This is a genomic window from Cellulosimicrobium funkei, assembly GCF_900155925.1.
Lineage (GTDB): Bacteria > Actinomycetota > Actinomycetes > Actinomycetales > Cellulomonadaceae > Cellulosimicrobium > Cellulosimicrobium funkei.
The window spans coordinates 367,647-381,020 of the sequence record NZ_FTMI01000001.1; the positions used below are offsets into that span (position 1 = coordinate 367,647).

Below are 13,374 nucleotides of genomic sequence, written 5' to 3' on the forward strand. Positions count from 1 at the left end.
CTCTCTCATCGGGAGCGTGCGCGAACTCCTGGAGCCCCCTGCTGGTGCCTGGGACAGTACGCCCGACCGTGATCCTTGTCTCGGGAAACCCCGACCCGACCGGCTCTGCAGCAGGCGCTACGGGCAACGTCAGAGCTCCACTCGGCTGCCTGACCTGCGCAAACAGTGCCGATAGCCGCTAACAGGTAGCGCACGTGGACCTGGCGGCCCGCCCACGCGACAGCCTCACCGTCGACGCGCCCCTCGCCGCTCTAGCGCTGCGTGATCCACGCCCGCACCGGGATGCCCTCGGCCGGGCCGCGCTCCTGCGCGCGCACCGCGGACAGAGCGCCCGGCCCGCGTGGACGCTCGTGTGGGTGCTCACCAGGTCTCGTCCGCGATCAACGCCGCGCACGCCTGGGACGCGGGCCCGCAGAGCTGGCAGGGTGCCGTCGGCGCGGCGCTGGCCGGCATATTCCCGTTCATGACGCTGGCCGCCGCGCACGTCGTCGTGGACGTCGCTTTCGCCGCCCGCCCGGACGCCGTGACCGCAACGGACGCGGACACCAAGACGACGTCCGCGAGCGCCGGACAGGCGGACGCGGACGCCGTCGTCGGCGAGCTGGCGCCGGTCGAGCTCGTCGTCAAGAGCACGCCCGAGCTGCTGCACACCATGGACAGCAAGACGGCGGACACCCGGACCGACGGCGGATACCCGGACGGTGTCCGGAGGATCCGGACGGCTGCCCGCGGCCGCGTGGCCGAGCGCCTCGACGAGATCGACCGACTCGCGCTGAAGACGGGCCCGTCCGGACGCGCGATCGCCGACGAGCTCGGCCTCGGCCGGACGAGCGTCTGCGCCCGGGTGTCCGCGGTCCGGGCCCGACGGACGCACACCCAGACACCGGACACGGACGCCGCCCTGCTCGCTGTCTAGGCGCCCGTCCACGCGGGGTTAACGATCGGGAGATTCGCTCGCTGGTCCGCCCCCAACGTCCTTCTTGGCGACCCAGAGATGCACGGGGGCGGGCCCCGTCGCGGGCGCGCCTGCACCAACGTCGCGGCGGGCAAGCCGGAGAAACTCGTCGAGTGCTGCCGTGAGTTCGGCAGCGTTCTCCGCCCTCTCCGTTTCCGAGGCACCAGCCTCGGCAAGATAGGCGGCCTCGTTCAGGCGATGCGCAGCGACGCTGGTATCCGGCGGAGCGATGAACTTCACGCCAGCCAACGCGACCTCCGAGGCCACGACCGACCCCCGAGCTCCTCGAGCGACGCGGTGCTCGCGAGGAACATCGCGCGATACAGGCTGGCGGTCGTCGCGGTCGCAAAGAACTTCTCGTAGGCCGCTTGCCTGCGTTCGAGGAGCGACCGCGCCGCCGCGGCCTCCTCCTGACGCGCTGTAAGGCCGCGTTGGGTCCACCAGGTGACGAGTCCACCGACTCCCACACCAACAAGAGGACCGAGGACCGACCACAGTTCTCCCCACATGACACAAAAGATAGGGCCGGTGTCGCCTCACTCATCCTGAACATCTGCCCGATCGATCACGACCTGCGAACGGCGCGCCTGTGTGTCCGGGGGGGGGGATTCGACAGCGACTGGCACGCTGGGGTACCGCCGTGCCCAAGAGGAAGCGCTTGACGACGCAAGGTGCCATCACGCTGGCCTCTGTTTCGCTCCTTGGCGGAGGCGCGGTAGGAGCGATCGTGACCGCAGGCGTTCGAGGCAGGACATTCGCCATGGGGACGGTCGGCGAGTGGGTCGGCGCAGCGGCCGCCCTCGCCGCCGCCGGAATCGCGCTGTGGATCGCGCAGCGCGGGAACGCGCGGGATGACCGCCTCCGGCACGAGCAGGCCGTGGCGGCTGCCCAGCAGCGCGCTGAGGAAGCAGCAGAAGAAGCTGCAGAACGTAGGTGGCTCGCCGAGCGAGACGCACGACGTGACGCAGGCCTCCTCACGGCCACGACGACGGGCACACTGACCCGTGGCATCACCACCATATCGGTCACGAATCGCAGCGACGCACCGGTCAGAAACCTCAGTTGCATCAGCGCAATTACCGTTGTTGATAACGGGGCGGAACGGCAAGATCTCTTCTGGGTCGTCATCCCCGAAGACGAGTACAAGAGTTTCTCCATACTGCCGCCCGGCGAGACTGCAACGTGGCGCGGGAAGTGGCGGGAACTTAAGGAGAACACCGCACGCAACATCCAAGCCGCTCCCCTAGTGGAACTGTCCTGGGTCGACATCGACGGGCGCGCATGGAAGACCGGCGGCTACGAGGGTGCACGCCCTGATGGCTGGCGTCCCGCTCCGTGGCCAGAGCACTGGGGGCCACACATTGACGCATACGACATCGGGTGAATACCGGACGCAACGCCTGATCGCACCAAGCAACGCCATAGGCTCCCCGGCATGAGACGTACCTTCGCCGCCGCGCGATCCTGGCCCTGTCGCTTACCCTGTCCGCGTGCTCGGGCGACGCACCCGACGAAGCCACCGCGGCTCCCGCGACCGAGACCTCGACCGAGGCCGAGGCGAGCGCCCCCGTCGACCGGACCGCCGACGCCCAGGCCGTCGCCGGCGACGTCGTCACCAAGGCCACCGAGACCGAGCCGGGGCGCATCGAGGTCGAGACCACGATCGCCGACCCGCGCAGTGACGCGGGCAGCGCGGAAGCGCAGAGCGCGATCGCCGTCTGCGAGGCCGTCAAGGGGCTCGGCGCCGAGCACGTGAGCGTCCTCGAGTCCGACGGCTCGACGTTCGTCGTCGCCGGGCACCCGTCCTATGGCGAGGCGTGCGCTGAGGTGTAGTCACTCCCCAGCGCCAACGACGATGCGTCTTGCGTCAGCTATCGGATCGTCGATGCTCGGCGGCGATCCGCTCCGCGAGCGAGTCGAGCCCGGCCCGCGTGTCCGCGGTGGAGACGTTCACGATGAGGTCGCCCGGACGCTGAGGGACAAGGGGCTCGACGTCGACGAGCGGGATCACCTCGGGGAGCTGCGCGCTGGCCGCGAGGGCCAGGGTCGTGAGCGCGGCCGCAAGCGACTGGACGATGACGAGGGCCAGGAGACGTCGGACCACAGGGTCGCGGTGGCGAGCGAGGAGGCGCGGGTCTGCCCGAACGTCCTGGCCGGTGCGGTCGAGGACAGCCGCCCACGGGCCCCGACCGGCGCCGAGCTCGGGGAGGGACCAGAGGAACGTCGCGAGGGACAGGACGGCGACGAGGCCGAGCGCGCCGGCGGCCTGTGCGGCGTCGCCCCAGTCGCCGCCGACGAGCGGGACCAGGAGCGATGATGCGGCGTCTCTCACGGCGCGGCCCGGTGGATGCCCACGCCCTGGTGGACCGCCGGTCGGCGCCCCGCGCCGTGGTCAGCAGACGCTCAGGCCGTGAACGTCGCCCAGACGGTCTTGACGTCGTCGGTCCGGTACCAGCCGACGTCGAGCGAGAGCTGGCGGGCCATGTGCAGGCCGACGCCGCCCGCGCCGGGGATGCGGCGACCGGCGTAGACGGGCTCGGAGGACACGTCGTGGTCGGCGACCTCGAGGAGGAACCGGTCGCCGCTGCGGGCGAGGCGCACGATCGTCGGGGGCAGGCCGTGGCGCAGAGCGTTGGTCGCGAGCTCCGAGGCGATGAGGACGAGCTTGTCCGGCGTGGACGAGAGCCGACCGGTCGACGCGACGCCCTGGCTCTCGAGCGTCGCCACGAGGCCGGCGCGCAGCGCGGAGAGCTCCTCCGTCGTGGAGAGCACCCACTCCTCCACGAACTGGTACTCCTCGGGCGGCATCGACGTGATGAGGTCGGCGTCGTCGAGGGGGACGTCGATCAGGGTCTGGTCGTCCACGCGGGGGTACCTCCAGCGGCTTGAAGGAGCGGAGCGGCCACCCTGACACGCGAACCCCCGGCCCGCACCCCGTCCCGCCCGGCTCACCGGGAGCCCGCCGGCCCGGCCACCGGGACCGGGCTGGTCAGCGGCCCGACGGCGGCCCGACCGCGGGCCGACACCGCCCGTTCATCCGCCGTTGGTTGCGCGCGGGACGGGTGCGGCCGGACCGTCGGACCATGGCGATCGAGGACGAGGACCGCGAGATCGACGTCGTGGTGGAGCGGGTCAGCACGCGCTTCCCGGACGTGCCCGTGGACGACGTCCGCGAGCAGGTGCTCGCCGAGCTGGGCCGGTACCAGGCCGCGCACGTGCGCGACTTCGTGCCGGTGCTGGTGGAGAACGCGGTGATGGACGTGCTGCGCTCGGGCGAGCGGGCGCACCGGCCGCCCCGCGGGAGCGTGCGCCCCGACCGATGACTCCGGGTGTGGGCGGTCGTCGGTACGTTCGCGGCGGGTCGATCGACCTGCCCCGACGACGAGGAGCTCGCATGTCCTTCCAGGCCTATCTCGACGCGGTCGAGGACAAGACCGGTCTGACCCCGCGCCAGCTGGTCGACCTCGCCCACGAGCGCGGGTTCGACGAGACGACGAAGGCGACCCCGATCCTCGAGTGGCTCAGGGACGACTACGGCCTGGGCCGCGGGCACGGCATGGCGATGGTCCACGTCATCACGAAGGGCCCGCAGATCTCGGCGAAGCACGTGGGGTCCGACGGCTCGCACCGCGACGACTCCGACACGCTGTGGCTCGACGGCAAGGCGACCCGGCCGGCCTGACACCCGGCGGGCCCGGCGCGGCCGTCGCCCGGCCCGCACGCCGGTGCCCGACGACGTCCCGGGAGCGGGCGTCGTCGGGCACCGGGGCCGCGGGGCCGCGCGGGCGACGGGCGTGGTCAGAGCGTCCAGCGCTGGGCGTCGGTCTGGTTGCAGGTCCAGAGCTGGACCTTCTGGCCGTCACGCAGCGGTGCGCCGCCCTGGGCGTCGAGGCACTTGCCGGACTGCGGGTTGCGCAGGGCCTTGGTCGCGGAGTCGTACGTCCACTTCTGCGCGCCGGTGGCGTTGCACGTGTAGATCCACACGGCGGTGCCGTCGGCCGTCCCGCTGCGCGCGACGTCGAGGCACTTGCCGAGGGCTCTCACGGTCCCGTCGGTGCCGCGCGTCCACTGCTGCGCCGCGTTGCCGCTGCAGGTGGCGAGCTGGACCTGGTTGGTGTCGGTCGGGTCGGCCCACGGGACGTCGAGGCACAGCGTGCTCCCGATGCGGAGCGCGCCCGTCCCGGTGGGCAGACCGCCGGGGGTGCCCGGCTGCTCGGTGCTACCGCCGTTCCCGATGGGTGTCGCCGTGCCGGTGAACGGGTCGAGCTTGATGTACGCGGCCTGGGGGTTGCCGTCGTGGACGAGCGACTCGTGCGCGCCGACGTCGTCGAACGCGAACGCGTACGCCTTGCCGTTCGCCATCTGCTGGTGCGCGAGCTTCGCGTACACGTTGGTGCGGGCGTCCTGGTAGAAGCCGGCGTTGCTGGCGTCCGGCTGGTTCGGGTTCGTCAGCGCCGTAGTGCGGACGAGCGCGGCGCACAGGGTGCGGGCGATCGGCCCGACGACGTGGTCGTTGGGCGCCTGTAGGTCCTTGTGGCACCCGTACACGCTCGACGCGTCGGGCTTCTTGAACGCGGCGACCTCCTGCCCGGACCCGTTCCTGAAGCGGAACCAGTCGCCCTCGACCCGGCCGCGGAACTGCGTGCCGGGCTCGTGGGAGAACGGCGTGACGACCATGTCGCGCGTGCGGTACGAGTTCCACACCTCGGTGACGTAGGAGTCGATCGAGGCCGACGAGATCTTCCCGACGTCGATCCCGTGCGACGGGTTGAGCGCGCGCAGGCGGCTCCCGTCGGGCGCGCGCTGCACGAGCCCGCCCCACCCCGCGCTCTCGAGGGCCGTGTAGAACGCCTCGTAGCCGTTCGGCTTGAGCATGCCCGTGCTGAGGACCTGCCCGTCGGCGCGCTGGACGCCCACCTGGTAGGGCGCCGACCAGTGGTCCACCTGCGTGCTGTTGATCCACAGGCCGCCGTCGTTGAGCGTGTACTCGGTCCAGTTGAAGAGGATGTTCCGGTTGGGGTCGGAGTCGTTCTGGACGGCGGGCTGGACGAGCCGCCCGTCGAGCACGATCTGGAACGTCATCTTCTGGCCGTACGAGTAGTAGACGCGCCCGGACAGCTTCGGGAGCCGGATCGTCACGGACTGACCGGGGCCGGGGCCGGCGATCGACGCGTCGGGCGCCGGGACGGGCACGGGCCCGACCCCGCCGGGCCACGGGTGGAACGTGCCGCCCGCGTCCGCCCAGCCGGCGACGCCGTCGCGCTCGCCGAGGACGTACAGGTAGATCGGCCCCCTGCCCGAGTCGTTGGTGATCGTCAGCGGGATGGTCGCGGGGACCGCGCTCGCGGGCGCCGCCACGCCGACCAGCGCCCCGCTCACCGCGAGGACCGCGGCGCACAGCGCGGCCCACGCTCGTCTGCTGCTGTTCTTCCTGTCGTGAGGCATACCGGATCTGCTCCTGTTCGGTTGCTCCGTCGAAACCGGTCGCCGGACCGTTCCGGCGACAGCGTTGCCACAGGAGGTGTGGAAGCGCTGCCACGACCGTAACGGACAGCGGCCCGCGACGCCAGGGAGCGCTCCCCCGAGTCCGGTGCGGCGTGCTGGGGACCATGGATCGACGCCGCGGCGCTCCCTCCGCGCGCGGCCCCCCGGGAGGGAGCCGGTCGCCCGTAGACTCGAACGAGTGCAGTGCCACCACTACGACGCCGGCCGGTGCCGGTCGTGCACCCTCCTCGACCTCGCGTACCCCGCGCAGGTCACCGGCAAGCAGGAGCACTGCGCCGAGCTCCTCGCCCCGCTCGGCCCGGACCTCGCCTGGCTGCCGACGGTCGAGTCCGCCGAGTCCGGCTTCCGCAACAAGGCGAAGATGGTCGTCACCGGCACCACCGACGCCCCGGTGCTCGGGATCCTCGCGGAGGGCGGCGGCGTCGACCTCACCGACTGCCCGCTCTACCCGCCCGCGCTCCAGGCGTCGTTCCCCGCGTTCGCGGCGTTCGTCACGCGCGCGCGGCTCGTCCCCTACGACGTCCGCACGCGGCGCGGCGAGCTCAAGTACGTCCTCGTCACCCTCTCCCCCGACGGCGACCTCATGGCGCGGTTCGTCCTGCGGTCCACCGAGTCCGTGCCGCGGGTCCGCAAGCACCTGCCTGCCCTGCTCGACGCTCTCCCGTCGCTGCGCGTCGTGTCCGTGAACCTGCACCCCGAGCACAAGGCCGTCGTCGAGGGCGAGACCGAGATCGTCCTCACCGAGGCCGAGACGCTGCGGATGCACGTCAACGGGATCGACCTCCACCTGCGCCCGCAGAGCTTCTTCCAGACCAACACCGACGTCGCCGCGGCCCTCTACCGCCAGGGCCGGGCCTGGGTGGAGGACGCCGCACCCGCCACGGTCTGGGACCTCTACTGCGGCGTGGGCGGGTTCGCGCTGCACGTCGCGGGGCCCGGTCGCGACGTCGTCGGCGTCGAGACGAGCGCCGAGGCCGTCGCGAGCGCACGGCTCACCGCGCGCGACGCCGGGCTCGACCGCACGACCTTCCTCGCCGAGGACGCGACCGCGTTCGCCCTCTCACGGCAGGACGTGCCGGACCTCGTCGTCGTGAACCCGCCGCGGCGCGGCATCGGGGAGACGCTCAGCACCTGGCTGGAGCGGTCCGGCGTCGGGCACGTCGTCTACTCGAGCTGCAACGCGACGACGCTCGCGCGCGACCTGGCCCTCATGCCGTCGCTCCGACCGCGCGAGGCACGCGTGCTCGACATGTTCCCGCAGACGTCGCACTACGAGGTCGCGGTCCTGCTCGAGCGCGCCTGACCTCGCCCGGCGTCCGCGAGCGCCGCGCGGCTCAGGGGCGCTCCCCCGCGCGTCGGGACGCCTCGACGGCCGCGGACTCGACGCGCGCCCGGTAGGCGGCCCACTCGTCGTCGCCCAGCGCGGGCAGGTTGCCCCGCCCGTCACCCGCCGCGCCGTCGACGAGCTCGCGCACGATGTCGGCGTGGCCGGCGTGGTGCGCCACCTCCGCGAGGACGTGCACGAGCACCTGGTGGAGCGTGACGTCCCGGTTCCCCGGGCGCCACCACGGGACGTGCCCGGGCGCGTCGAGGTCGAGCGACGCCACGGTCGCGTCGCACAGCTCCGACGACCGGCGGAAGAGCTCCAGGATCTCCTCCCGGCTCTCGTCCGCCGTGGCCCACATGTCGGCGTTCACCTCTGCGTCGTCGGCGAACCAGGGCATGTCCAGGTCGTGCGTGCCGCCGAACGCCTCGTGCAGGTAGCCGAGCTGCACGCTGCCCACGTGCTTCACCAGGCCCAGGACGTTCGTGCCGGTGCGCGTGAGCGGACGGCGGACGTCGTACTCGCTCAGCCCCTCCGCCTTGGCGAGCAGCGCGTCGCGCTCCCGGCTCAGGTACCGCAGCAGCGTCGCCTTGGGGTCGTGGTCCGGTGCCGTCCTCGTGCTCATCCACCGGACGCTACCGACGCCCGCCCACACCGGTGCCAGACTCCCCTCATGGCCACCGTGCACGCAGAGATCACCGACCGGCTGGCGGCGTTCGTCCTCGCGCAGCCGGTGTTCTTCGTCGGCACCGCGCCGCTCGCGGCGGACGGTCATGTGAACGTCGCGCCCAAGGGCATGGCCGGGACGTTCGCGGTGCTCGGGCCGCACCGCGTCGCCTACCTGGACTACACCGGCTCGGGCGCCGAGACGCCGGCGCACCTGCGCGAGAACGGCCGGATCGTCGTGATGTTCTGCGCGTTCGAGGGTCCGCCCAACATCGTCCGCTTCCACGGGACCGGCCGGTACGTCGAGGCCGGCAGCCCGGAGTTCGACGCGCTGCGCGCCCGCTTCCCCAAGCGCGAGACAGCGGGTCAGCGCGGCGTCGTGGTCGTCGACGTGACGCGGGTCTCCGACTCGTGCGGGTTCTCCGTGCCGCGCATGGCCCTCGTCGAGGACCGGGACCTGCTCGACCGCTGGGCCGACCGTAAGACTCCGGAGCAGCTCGAGGCCTACCGCGTCACGAAGAACACCACGAGCATCGACGGCCTCCCGGCGATCGGCGACGGCTCGCACACCGTGGAGGCCACGACGCCACGCGAAGCCCCCGGGCGCTGACGCCTCATGACGCCGGGTTCCTCGGTGCGTGCGCACCCGAGAGCCCGCGGCGCACCTCCGCGCGCACGTCTCGCCGACAGGCACTACCGGGCCTCTACCTCGCCGAGGTAGAGGCCCGGTTCTGCGAGGTAGAGGCGGGGTCTCGCGAGGTAGAGCCCAGGTCCGCGAGGTAGAGGCCTGGTCGCGCGGAGTGGAGGCCTGGTCGCGCGGAGTAGAGGCCTGGCCCCGCGAGGGAGCTCGACCTCACGAGGCGGGCCGCTCGTCCGCCGTCGCGGCGAGGTAGGCCCTCCCGCGCGGCGAGAGGCGGTACCCGACGTCGAGGCTCTCGGTGAGGCCGAGCTCCTTGAGCCGGCGCACGCGCACCTTGAAGTCGTCGCGGGCCATCCCGAGCCCGGCCGCGAGCTCGCGCGCGACGACACCCTCGTGCGTGCCGATCAGCTCGAGGTACCGGCGGGTCCACGGCTCCGCGGCGGCCCGGTCCTTCCGCGCCAGCGCGGTGCGGAGCTGCTCGACGGCGTCCTCGTCGAGGTCCGCGTCCTCGCGCAGCGCGACGCGCGGGTCCGGGCCGGCGAGCCGCAGGCCCACGCGGTAGAGGTCCCCCTCGCGCCCGGCGCCCCGAGCGAGCACGCGCTCGGGCGAGGTCATCCCCGCGAGGCGGGCCTCGTCGTCGGACACGACGGGCTCGCCGTCCGGACCGACGGGCACGCGCTCGACCGACGTCACCTCGACGACGCCCACCTGCGTGCGCTGGAGCGTCCCGACGCGCACGCGCGGCGTCGTCCAGCGGCGGAACGCCAGCGTCACCGTCCCGTCCTGGAGGCCGCGCAGCGTGCGGGCGTCGAGGAGCACGCTCCGAGCCTACGACCACGCCGCCACGCCCTCCCGAGGGAGAGCCCGTCCGGTGAGGTAGAGCCGAGGTCACGACCTGGGCTCTACCTCGGCCCACCTGGGCTCTACCTCGCGCGACCAGGGCTCTACCTCGGCCCACAGGGGCTCTACCTCGCGAGCCCGCGCGACTGCGGCTCTACCTCGGCAGTGCGGGCAGGTCAGGCGAGCTCGGGGCGGCGGGCGACGGTGAGGACGTGGGTGTCGGGCCAGTCGACGGGCTCGCCGGTCGTGGCGTCGTGCAGGGCGGCGACGGGCGTGAACGCGTGCTCGACGACCCACTCGTTGCGCCACGCCCCGCTCCCCGGCTCGAGCTCGAACCCGGCGGCGGTGAGGAGGTCGGCCCACCGGGGGCCGGTCAGGTCGCAGAAGCGCTCGTGGCTCTCGGACAGCCAGTTGTCGACGTAGTCCTTGCGCGTGAGGAACTCCATCGCCTCGCGCAGCGTGAGCCGCCACGACCCGGGGCGCACGCGCTCGGGCCGGAACTCTGCCCCGGAGAGGCGGGGGAAGTCGTACGCGAACTGGACGAGCCGGGCGTCGGTCGAGAGCGCCCCGACCCACGCCGCGACGTCCTCGCGCGCGAGCTCGTCGAGGTCGGTGCGTGCGCCGCCGGGGCCGTCGCCGGTCGCGGGGGCGCCGTCGTCGGTCCGCAGCGTGAGCACGACGACCCGGTCCGGCTCCGCGGGACCGCACACGTCCGAGTTGATCCACACGCCGCCGGGCCGCGTGTGCGCGTGGACGCGGCGCGCGAACGTCTCGACGTCGCGCACGCCGTCCCCGTACGACGACACCTCGTGCGTGAGCGCGACGGTGAGGGTCGTGTCGACGGAGGCGTCGGGCATCACGGACCGGTCGAGGATGTTGGCCTGCACGAACCACACGTGCGGGTTCGCGAGCACGCCCTGCGCCTTCTTGTGCTCGGCCTCCGCGACGAGGTGCCGCGCGACGTCGACGCCGAACAGGTCCGACTCGTGCAGGCGCGGCTCGCGCGCCACGTGCTCCAGGAGGCCGCCCGTCGCGCACCCGATGTCGACGATCCGCCCGGGCCGCACGTGCGGGGCGACCTGGGCCCACTTGCGCGCCGACGCGTCCTCGAACGCGGCGGCGTACGTGCGGTAGTCGCGCGTCGAGGTGAGGTCGCCGTCGCCGGACACGACCGGGTCGGCGAAGATGCGCCGGACGTCCTCGACGAACCGGTAGCGCGCGAAGAACTCCGGCACGGCGGGGTGCGCGACGTCGCGCCAGCGCTCGTCCCCCGCGGCGATCTGCTCGACGACGTCCCACGGCCGCGCGGGGAGGTCGCCGCCCGGCTCGGCGGCGTCGAGCTCGACCCCCGCGACCCGGTAGCCGAGCGCGCGGTAGGCGTCGACGAGCGCCGGCGTCGAGCACGCGACGACGGTGTCCGCGGGGTCCGGCGCGACGCCGGTCGCGGTCGCGACGCTCGTCACGACGAGGTGGGCGAAGCGGTCGTCGGGCGCGACGTCGGGTACGGGCACGACGACGGACGCGAGGCCCTCCCGGGTCGTGACGTTCTCGACGAGCGCCTCGCGCCGGTGCCCGGGCAGCGGGTTGCGGCGCGTGCCCGCGTGGTTGGCGGACGTCACGACCCAGACGACCTCGACGTCGGGGGTGCAGCGCACGCGCCGACCGTCGAGGTCGTGCACGAGACCGGCGCGCAGCGCCCGGAGGTAGTCGACCTGGTAGCGCGTGACGACGTGGTGGCGGCCGGGGAAGAGGATGCGGCGCACGGGCGGGCCGTCGGTGGGGAGGGGCACCCGCACACGGTGCGGCCAGCCGGCACCCGGGCGCAACCCGTCTCACCTCTCGGGCCGACAGCCGCAGCCCTGGGCGCCACCCGTCTCACGTCTCGGGCGGCCGGACGCAGCACCCGCAGGGCCCGCGTCCGGGGCACGGGCGCTCACGAGGCGCGGAACGGTGCGGTCGTGCGGGTCCGGGCACGTGTTCGCACGACGCGACACGCCAGACCTGGACGGCCGTCCACGATGCAGCAGGGCGCGCCGTATGCGACGGTATGGGCGATGTTCTGGATCGTGGCAGGGGCTGTGCTCGTCGTGTCCGGCCTCGCGATGGCCGCGACGGCCGCCCGTGGCGCGCGCCGCGCCGGGTCGACGGGTGCGAGCGGCATCGCGATCGCGGTCGGCGGCGGCCTCGTCGTGTGGGGCGCCGTGGCCCTGCTCGTCGGCCTGATCACCGAGGGCTGACCGGCACCTCCCGAGCGTCCACGAGCTCCGCCCCGCTCACCGCGCCCGAGAGCCCGCGGCGCCCGCGCGTGAACGGGACCGCGACGACCGACACCACCGCGAACAGGGCCGCGAGCGGCGCCGCGACCGAGGCGGCCACCCCCACCGCCGCAGACAGGCCCGCCGGCAGGTCGCTCAGCAGGCCGAGCGCGCCCCACAGGGCTCCGCCCGCCGCCGCGCGGGCGACGCGCTGCGCCGTCGTGCCGCGCCGCCCGGCCCAGCGCGGGGCGAGCCACACCGTCCGCTGGCCCCACGAGGCGCCGCTGCCGAGGAACGTCGGCACCACGAACACGACCACGAACGGCACGAGCGTGCCGAGCAGCCACTGGGCCCAGTCCGCGCCGTCGGGCAGCGGGCGCCCGAGCGCGTAGAGCACCGTGCGGTAGGCGACCTGCAGCACGACGCCCAGCACCGTGACGAGCAGCGCGTCGAGCAGCATCCCGAGCCACCGCCGCCAGACGGTCACCGGCCGGGCCTCCTCGCGGCGTGCCTCGAGCTCTCCCGCGCGCGGCATCCAGCGCAGCAGGAGGGGCGCCGCGAGCGCCCCGAGGAGCGCGCCGAGCGTGTTGGTCAGCACGTCGTCGACGTCGGCGACCCGGTACGAGCACGGGATGATGCCGAAGATCCCGGTGTACTGCGTGGTCTCGACGAGGAGCGCCACGAGCAGGCCGGACAGCGTCGTGACGAGCACCCCGCGGCCGAGGTAGCGCCGCACGAGCACGCCCCAGGGGACGAACAGGACGACGTTGAAGACCACCTGGAGCACGGCCGTGCTGCGCAGGGTCGCGCCGAGCCCGAGCCCGGCCGTGTCCCGTCGGACGTCCGCGAGCGAGTGGAACGGCACGAGCTCGGCGCCCGCGACGCCGTACTGCGCGCACCACCGCGCGAGGTCGCCGCTCGGGAGCGGCAGGAGCGTGTAGGCGACGAGCGCGACCCCGTAGACCGCGACGGCGGCCGCCCCGAGCAGACGTCGGCCGCTCAGGCGGCCGTACCGCCGGTACTGCCACGCGAGCGCGGGCACGAGGAAGGCGGCGAAGAGCAGGGCGCCCCCGAGCAGGCCGACGTACGCGGGCCACGTCCACCGGTCGGTCACGCGCGGGCTCCGCCCTGCGCGGGACGGTGCGCGGCGCGCGTCACGGTCGGGTCCGGGGTCGGGTTCGGCGTCACG

The 13,374-nt window shown here is 73.5% G+C and carries 14 protein-coding genes; 7 read left to right on the plus strand and 7 right to left on the minus strand.

The annotated features are described in order from the left end of the window. The first annotated feature begins 352 nt into the window (after positions 1-352). Positions 353-916, plus strand: a complete 564-nt coding sequence (locus BXA05_RS01535; protein WP_076403505.1) for a hypothetical protein — start codon at positions 353-355, stop codon at positions 914-916. A gap of 766 nt (positions 917-1,682) precedes the next feature. Continuing rightward, a complete protein-coding gene (locus tag BXA05_RS19500) occupies positions 1,683-2,339 on the plus strand; it encodes a hypothetical protein (protein WP_143311001.1) in 657 nt (218 codons plus the stop codon). A gap of 483 nt (positions 2,340-2,822) precedes the next feature. Here the strand turns inward: BXA05_RS19500 and BXA05_RS01545 are convergent, their stop codons facing one another. Together BXA05_RS01545 and BXA05_RS01550 are read right to left on the minus strand one after the other, a co-directional pair. Then, positions 2,823-3,287 carry a hypothetical protein gene (locus BXA05_RS01545; protein WP_076403509.1) on the minus strand — a complete coding sequence of 155 codons (465 nt, stop codon included), beginning with the start codon at positions 3,285-3,287 and terminating at the stop codon, positions 2,823-2,825. A gap of 71 nt (positions 3,288-3,358) precedes the next feature. Further along, a complete protein-coding gene (locus BXA05_RS01550; RefSeq protein WP_206153853.1) occupies positions 3,359-3,820 on the minus strand; it encodes an ATP-binding protein in 462 nt (153 codons plus the stop codon). Between the two features lie 218 nt (positions 3,821-4,038). Here BXA05_RS01550 and BXA05_RS01555 point away from each other — a divergent pair, with 218 nt between their 5' ends. Beyond that, positions 4,039-4,278, plus strand: a complete 240-nt coding sequence (locus BXA05_RS01555) for a three-helix bundle dimerization domain-containing protein (protein ID WP_043655044.1) — start codon at positions 4,039-4,041, stop codon at positions 4,276-4,278. A gap of 71 nt (positions 4,279-4,349) precedes the next feature. Then, positions 4,350-4,637, plus strand: coding sequence for a DUF4287 domain-containing protein (locus tag BXA05_RS01560; protein WP_076403510.1), 288 nt, complete (start codon positions 4,350-4,352; stop codon positions 4,635-4,637). A gap of 116 nt (positions 4,638-4,753) precedes the next feature. Here the strand turns inward: BXA05_RS01560 and BXA05_RS01565 are convergent, their stop codons facing one another. Next, positions 4,754-6,400 carry a glucan endo-1,3-beta-glucosidase gene (locus tag BXA05_RS01565; protein WP_083711238.1) on the minus strand — a complete coding sequence of 549 codons (1,647 nt, stop codon included), beginning with the start codon at positions 6,398-6,400 and terminating at the stop codon, positions 4,754-4,756. Positions 6,401-6,638: 238 nt separating this feature from the next. Between BXA05_RS01565 and rlmC the strand changes: the two genes are divergently transcribed. Further along, a complete protein-coding gene (rlmC, locus tag BXA05_RS01570; RefSeq protein WP_076403513.1) occupies positions 6,639-7,763 on the plus strand; it encodes a 23S rRNA (uracil(747)-C(5))-methyltransferase RlmC in 1,125 nt (374 codons plus the stop codon). Positions 7,764-7,794: 31 nt separating this feature from the next. Here the strand turns inward: rlmC and BXA05_RS01575 are convergent, their stop codons facing one another. Beyond that, positions 7,795-8,409, minus strand: coding sequence for a DinB family protein (locus tag BXA05_RS01575; RefSeq protein ID WP_076403515.1), 615 nt, complete (start codon positions 8,407-8,409; stop codon positions 7,795-7,797). Positions 8,410-8,457: 48 nt separating this feature from the next. Here BXA05_RS01575 and BXA05_RS01580 point away from each other — a divergent pair, with 48 nt between their 5' ends. Continuing rightward, the gene (locus BXA05_RS01580; RefSeq protein ID WP_076403516.1) at positions 8,458-9,060 is read left to right on the plus strand and encodes a pyridoxamine 5'-phosphate oxidase family protein; all 603 of its coding nucleotides are present in this window, start codon (positions 8,458-8,460) and stop codon (positions 9,058-9,060) included. Between the two features lie 243 nt (positions 9,061-9,303). Here the strand turns inward: BXA05_RS01580 and BXA05_RS01585 are convergent, their stop codons facing one another. After that, positions 9,304-9,909: a hypothetical protein gene (locus tag BXA05_RS01585; RefSeq protein ID WP_061269350.1), complete on the minus strand. Its 606-nt coding sequence runs from the start codon at positions 9,907-9,909 to the stop codon at positions 9,304-9,306. A 197-nt stretch (positions 9,910-10,106) separates the two neighbouring features. Then, positions 10,107-11,720: a class I SAM-dependent methyltransferase gene (locus BXA05_RS01590; RefSeq protein ID WP_076403518.1), complete on the minus strand. Its 1,614-nt coding sequence runs from the start codon at positions 11,718-11,720 to the stop codon at positions 10,107-10,109. A gap of 264 nt (positions 11,721-11,984) precedes the next feature. On the opposite strand from BXA05_RS01590, the gene BXA05_RS01595 reads away from it, so the two are divergent. Further along, entirely contained in the window at positions 11,985-12,167 is a 183-nt protein-coding gene (locus BXA05_RS01595; RefSeq protein WP_076403521.1) for a hypothetical protein, read from the plus strand. On the opposite strand, the gene BXA05_RS19505 is transcribed toward BXA05_RS01595, so the two are convergent. Beyond that, on the minus strand, positions 12,154-13,299 hold the full coding sequence (locus tag BXA05_RS19505) for a VanZ family protein (RefSeq protein ID WP_170963117.1): 1,146 nt from the start codon (positions 13,297-13,299) through the stop codon (positions 12,154-12,156). The two genes, BXA05_RS01595 and BXA05_RS19505, sit on opposite strands and share 14 nt — an antisense overlap. Positions 13,300-13,374 lie beyond the last annotated feature (75 nt).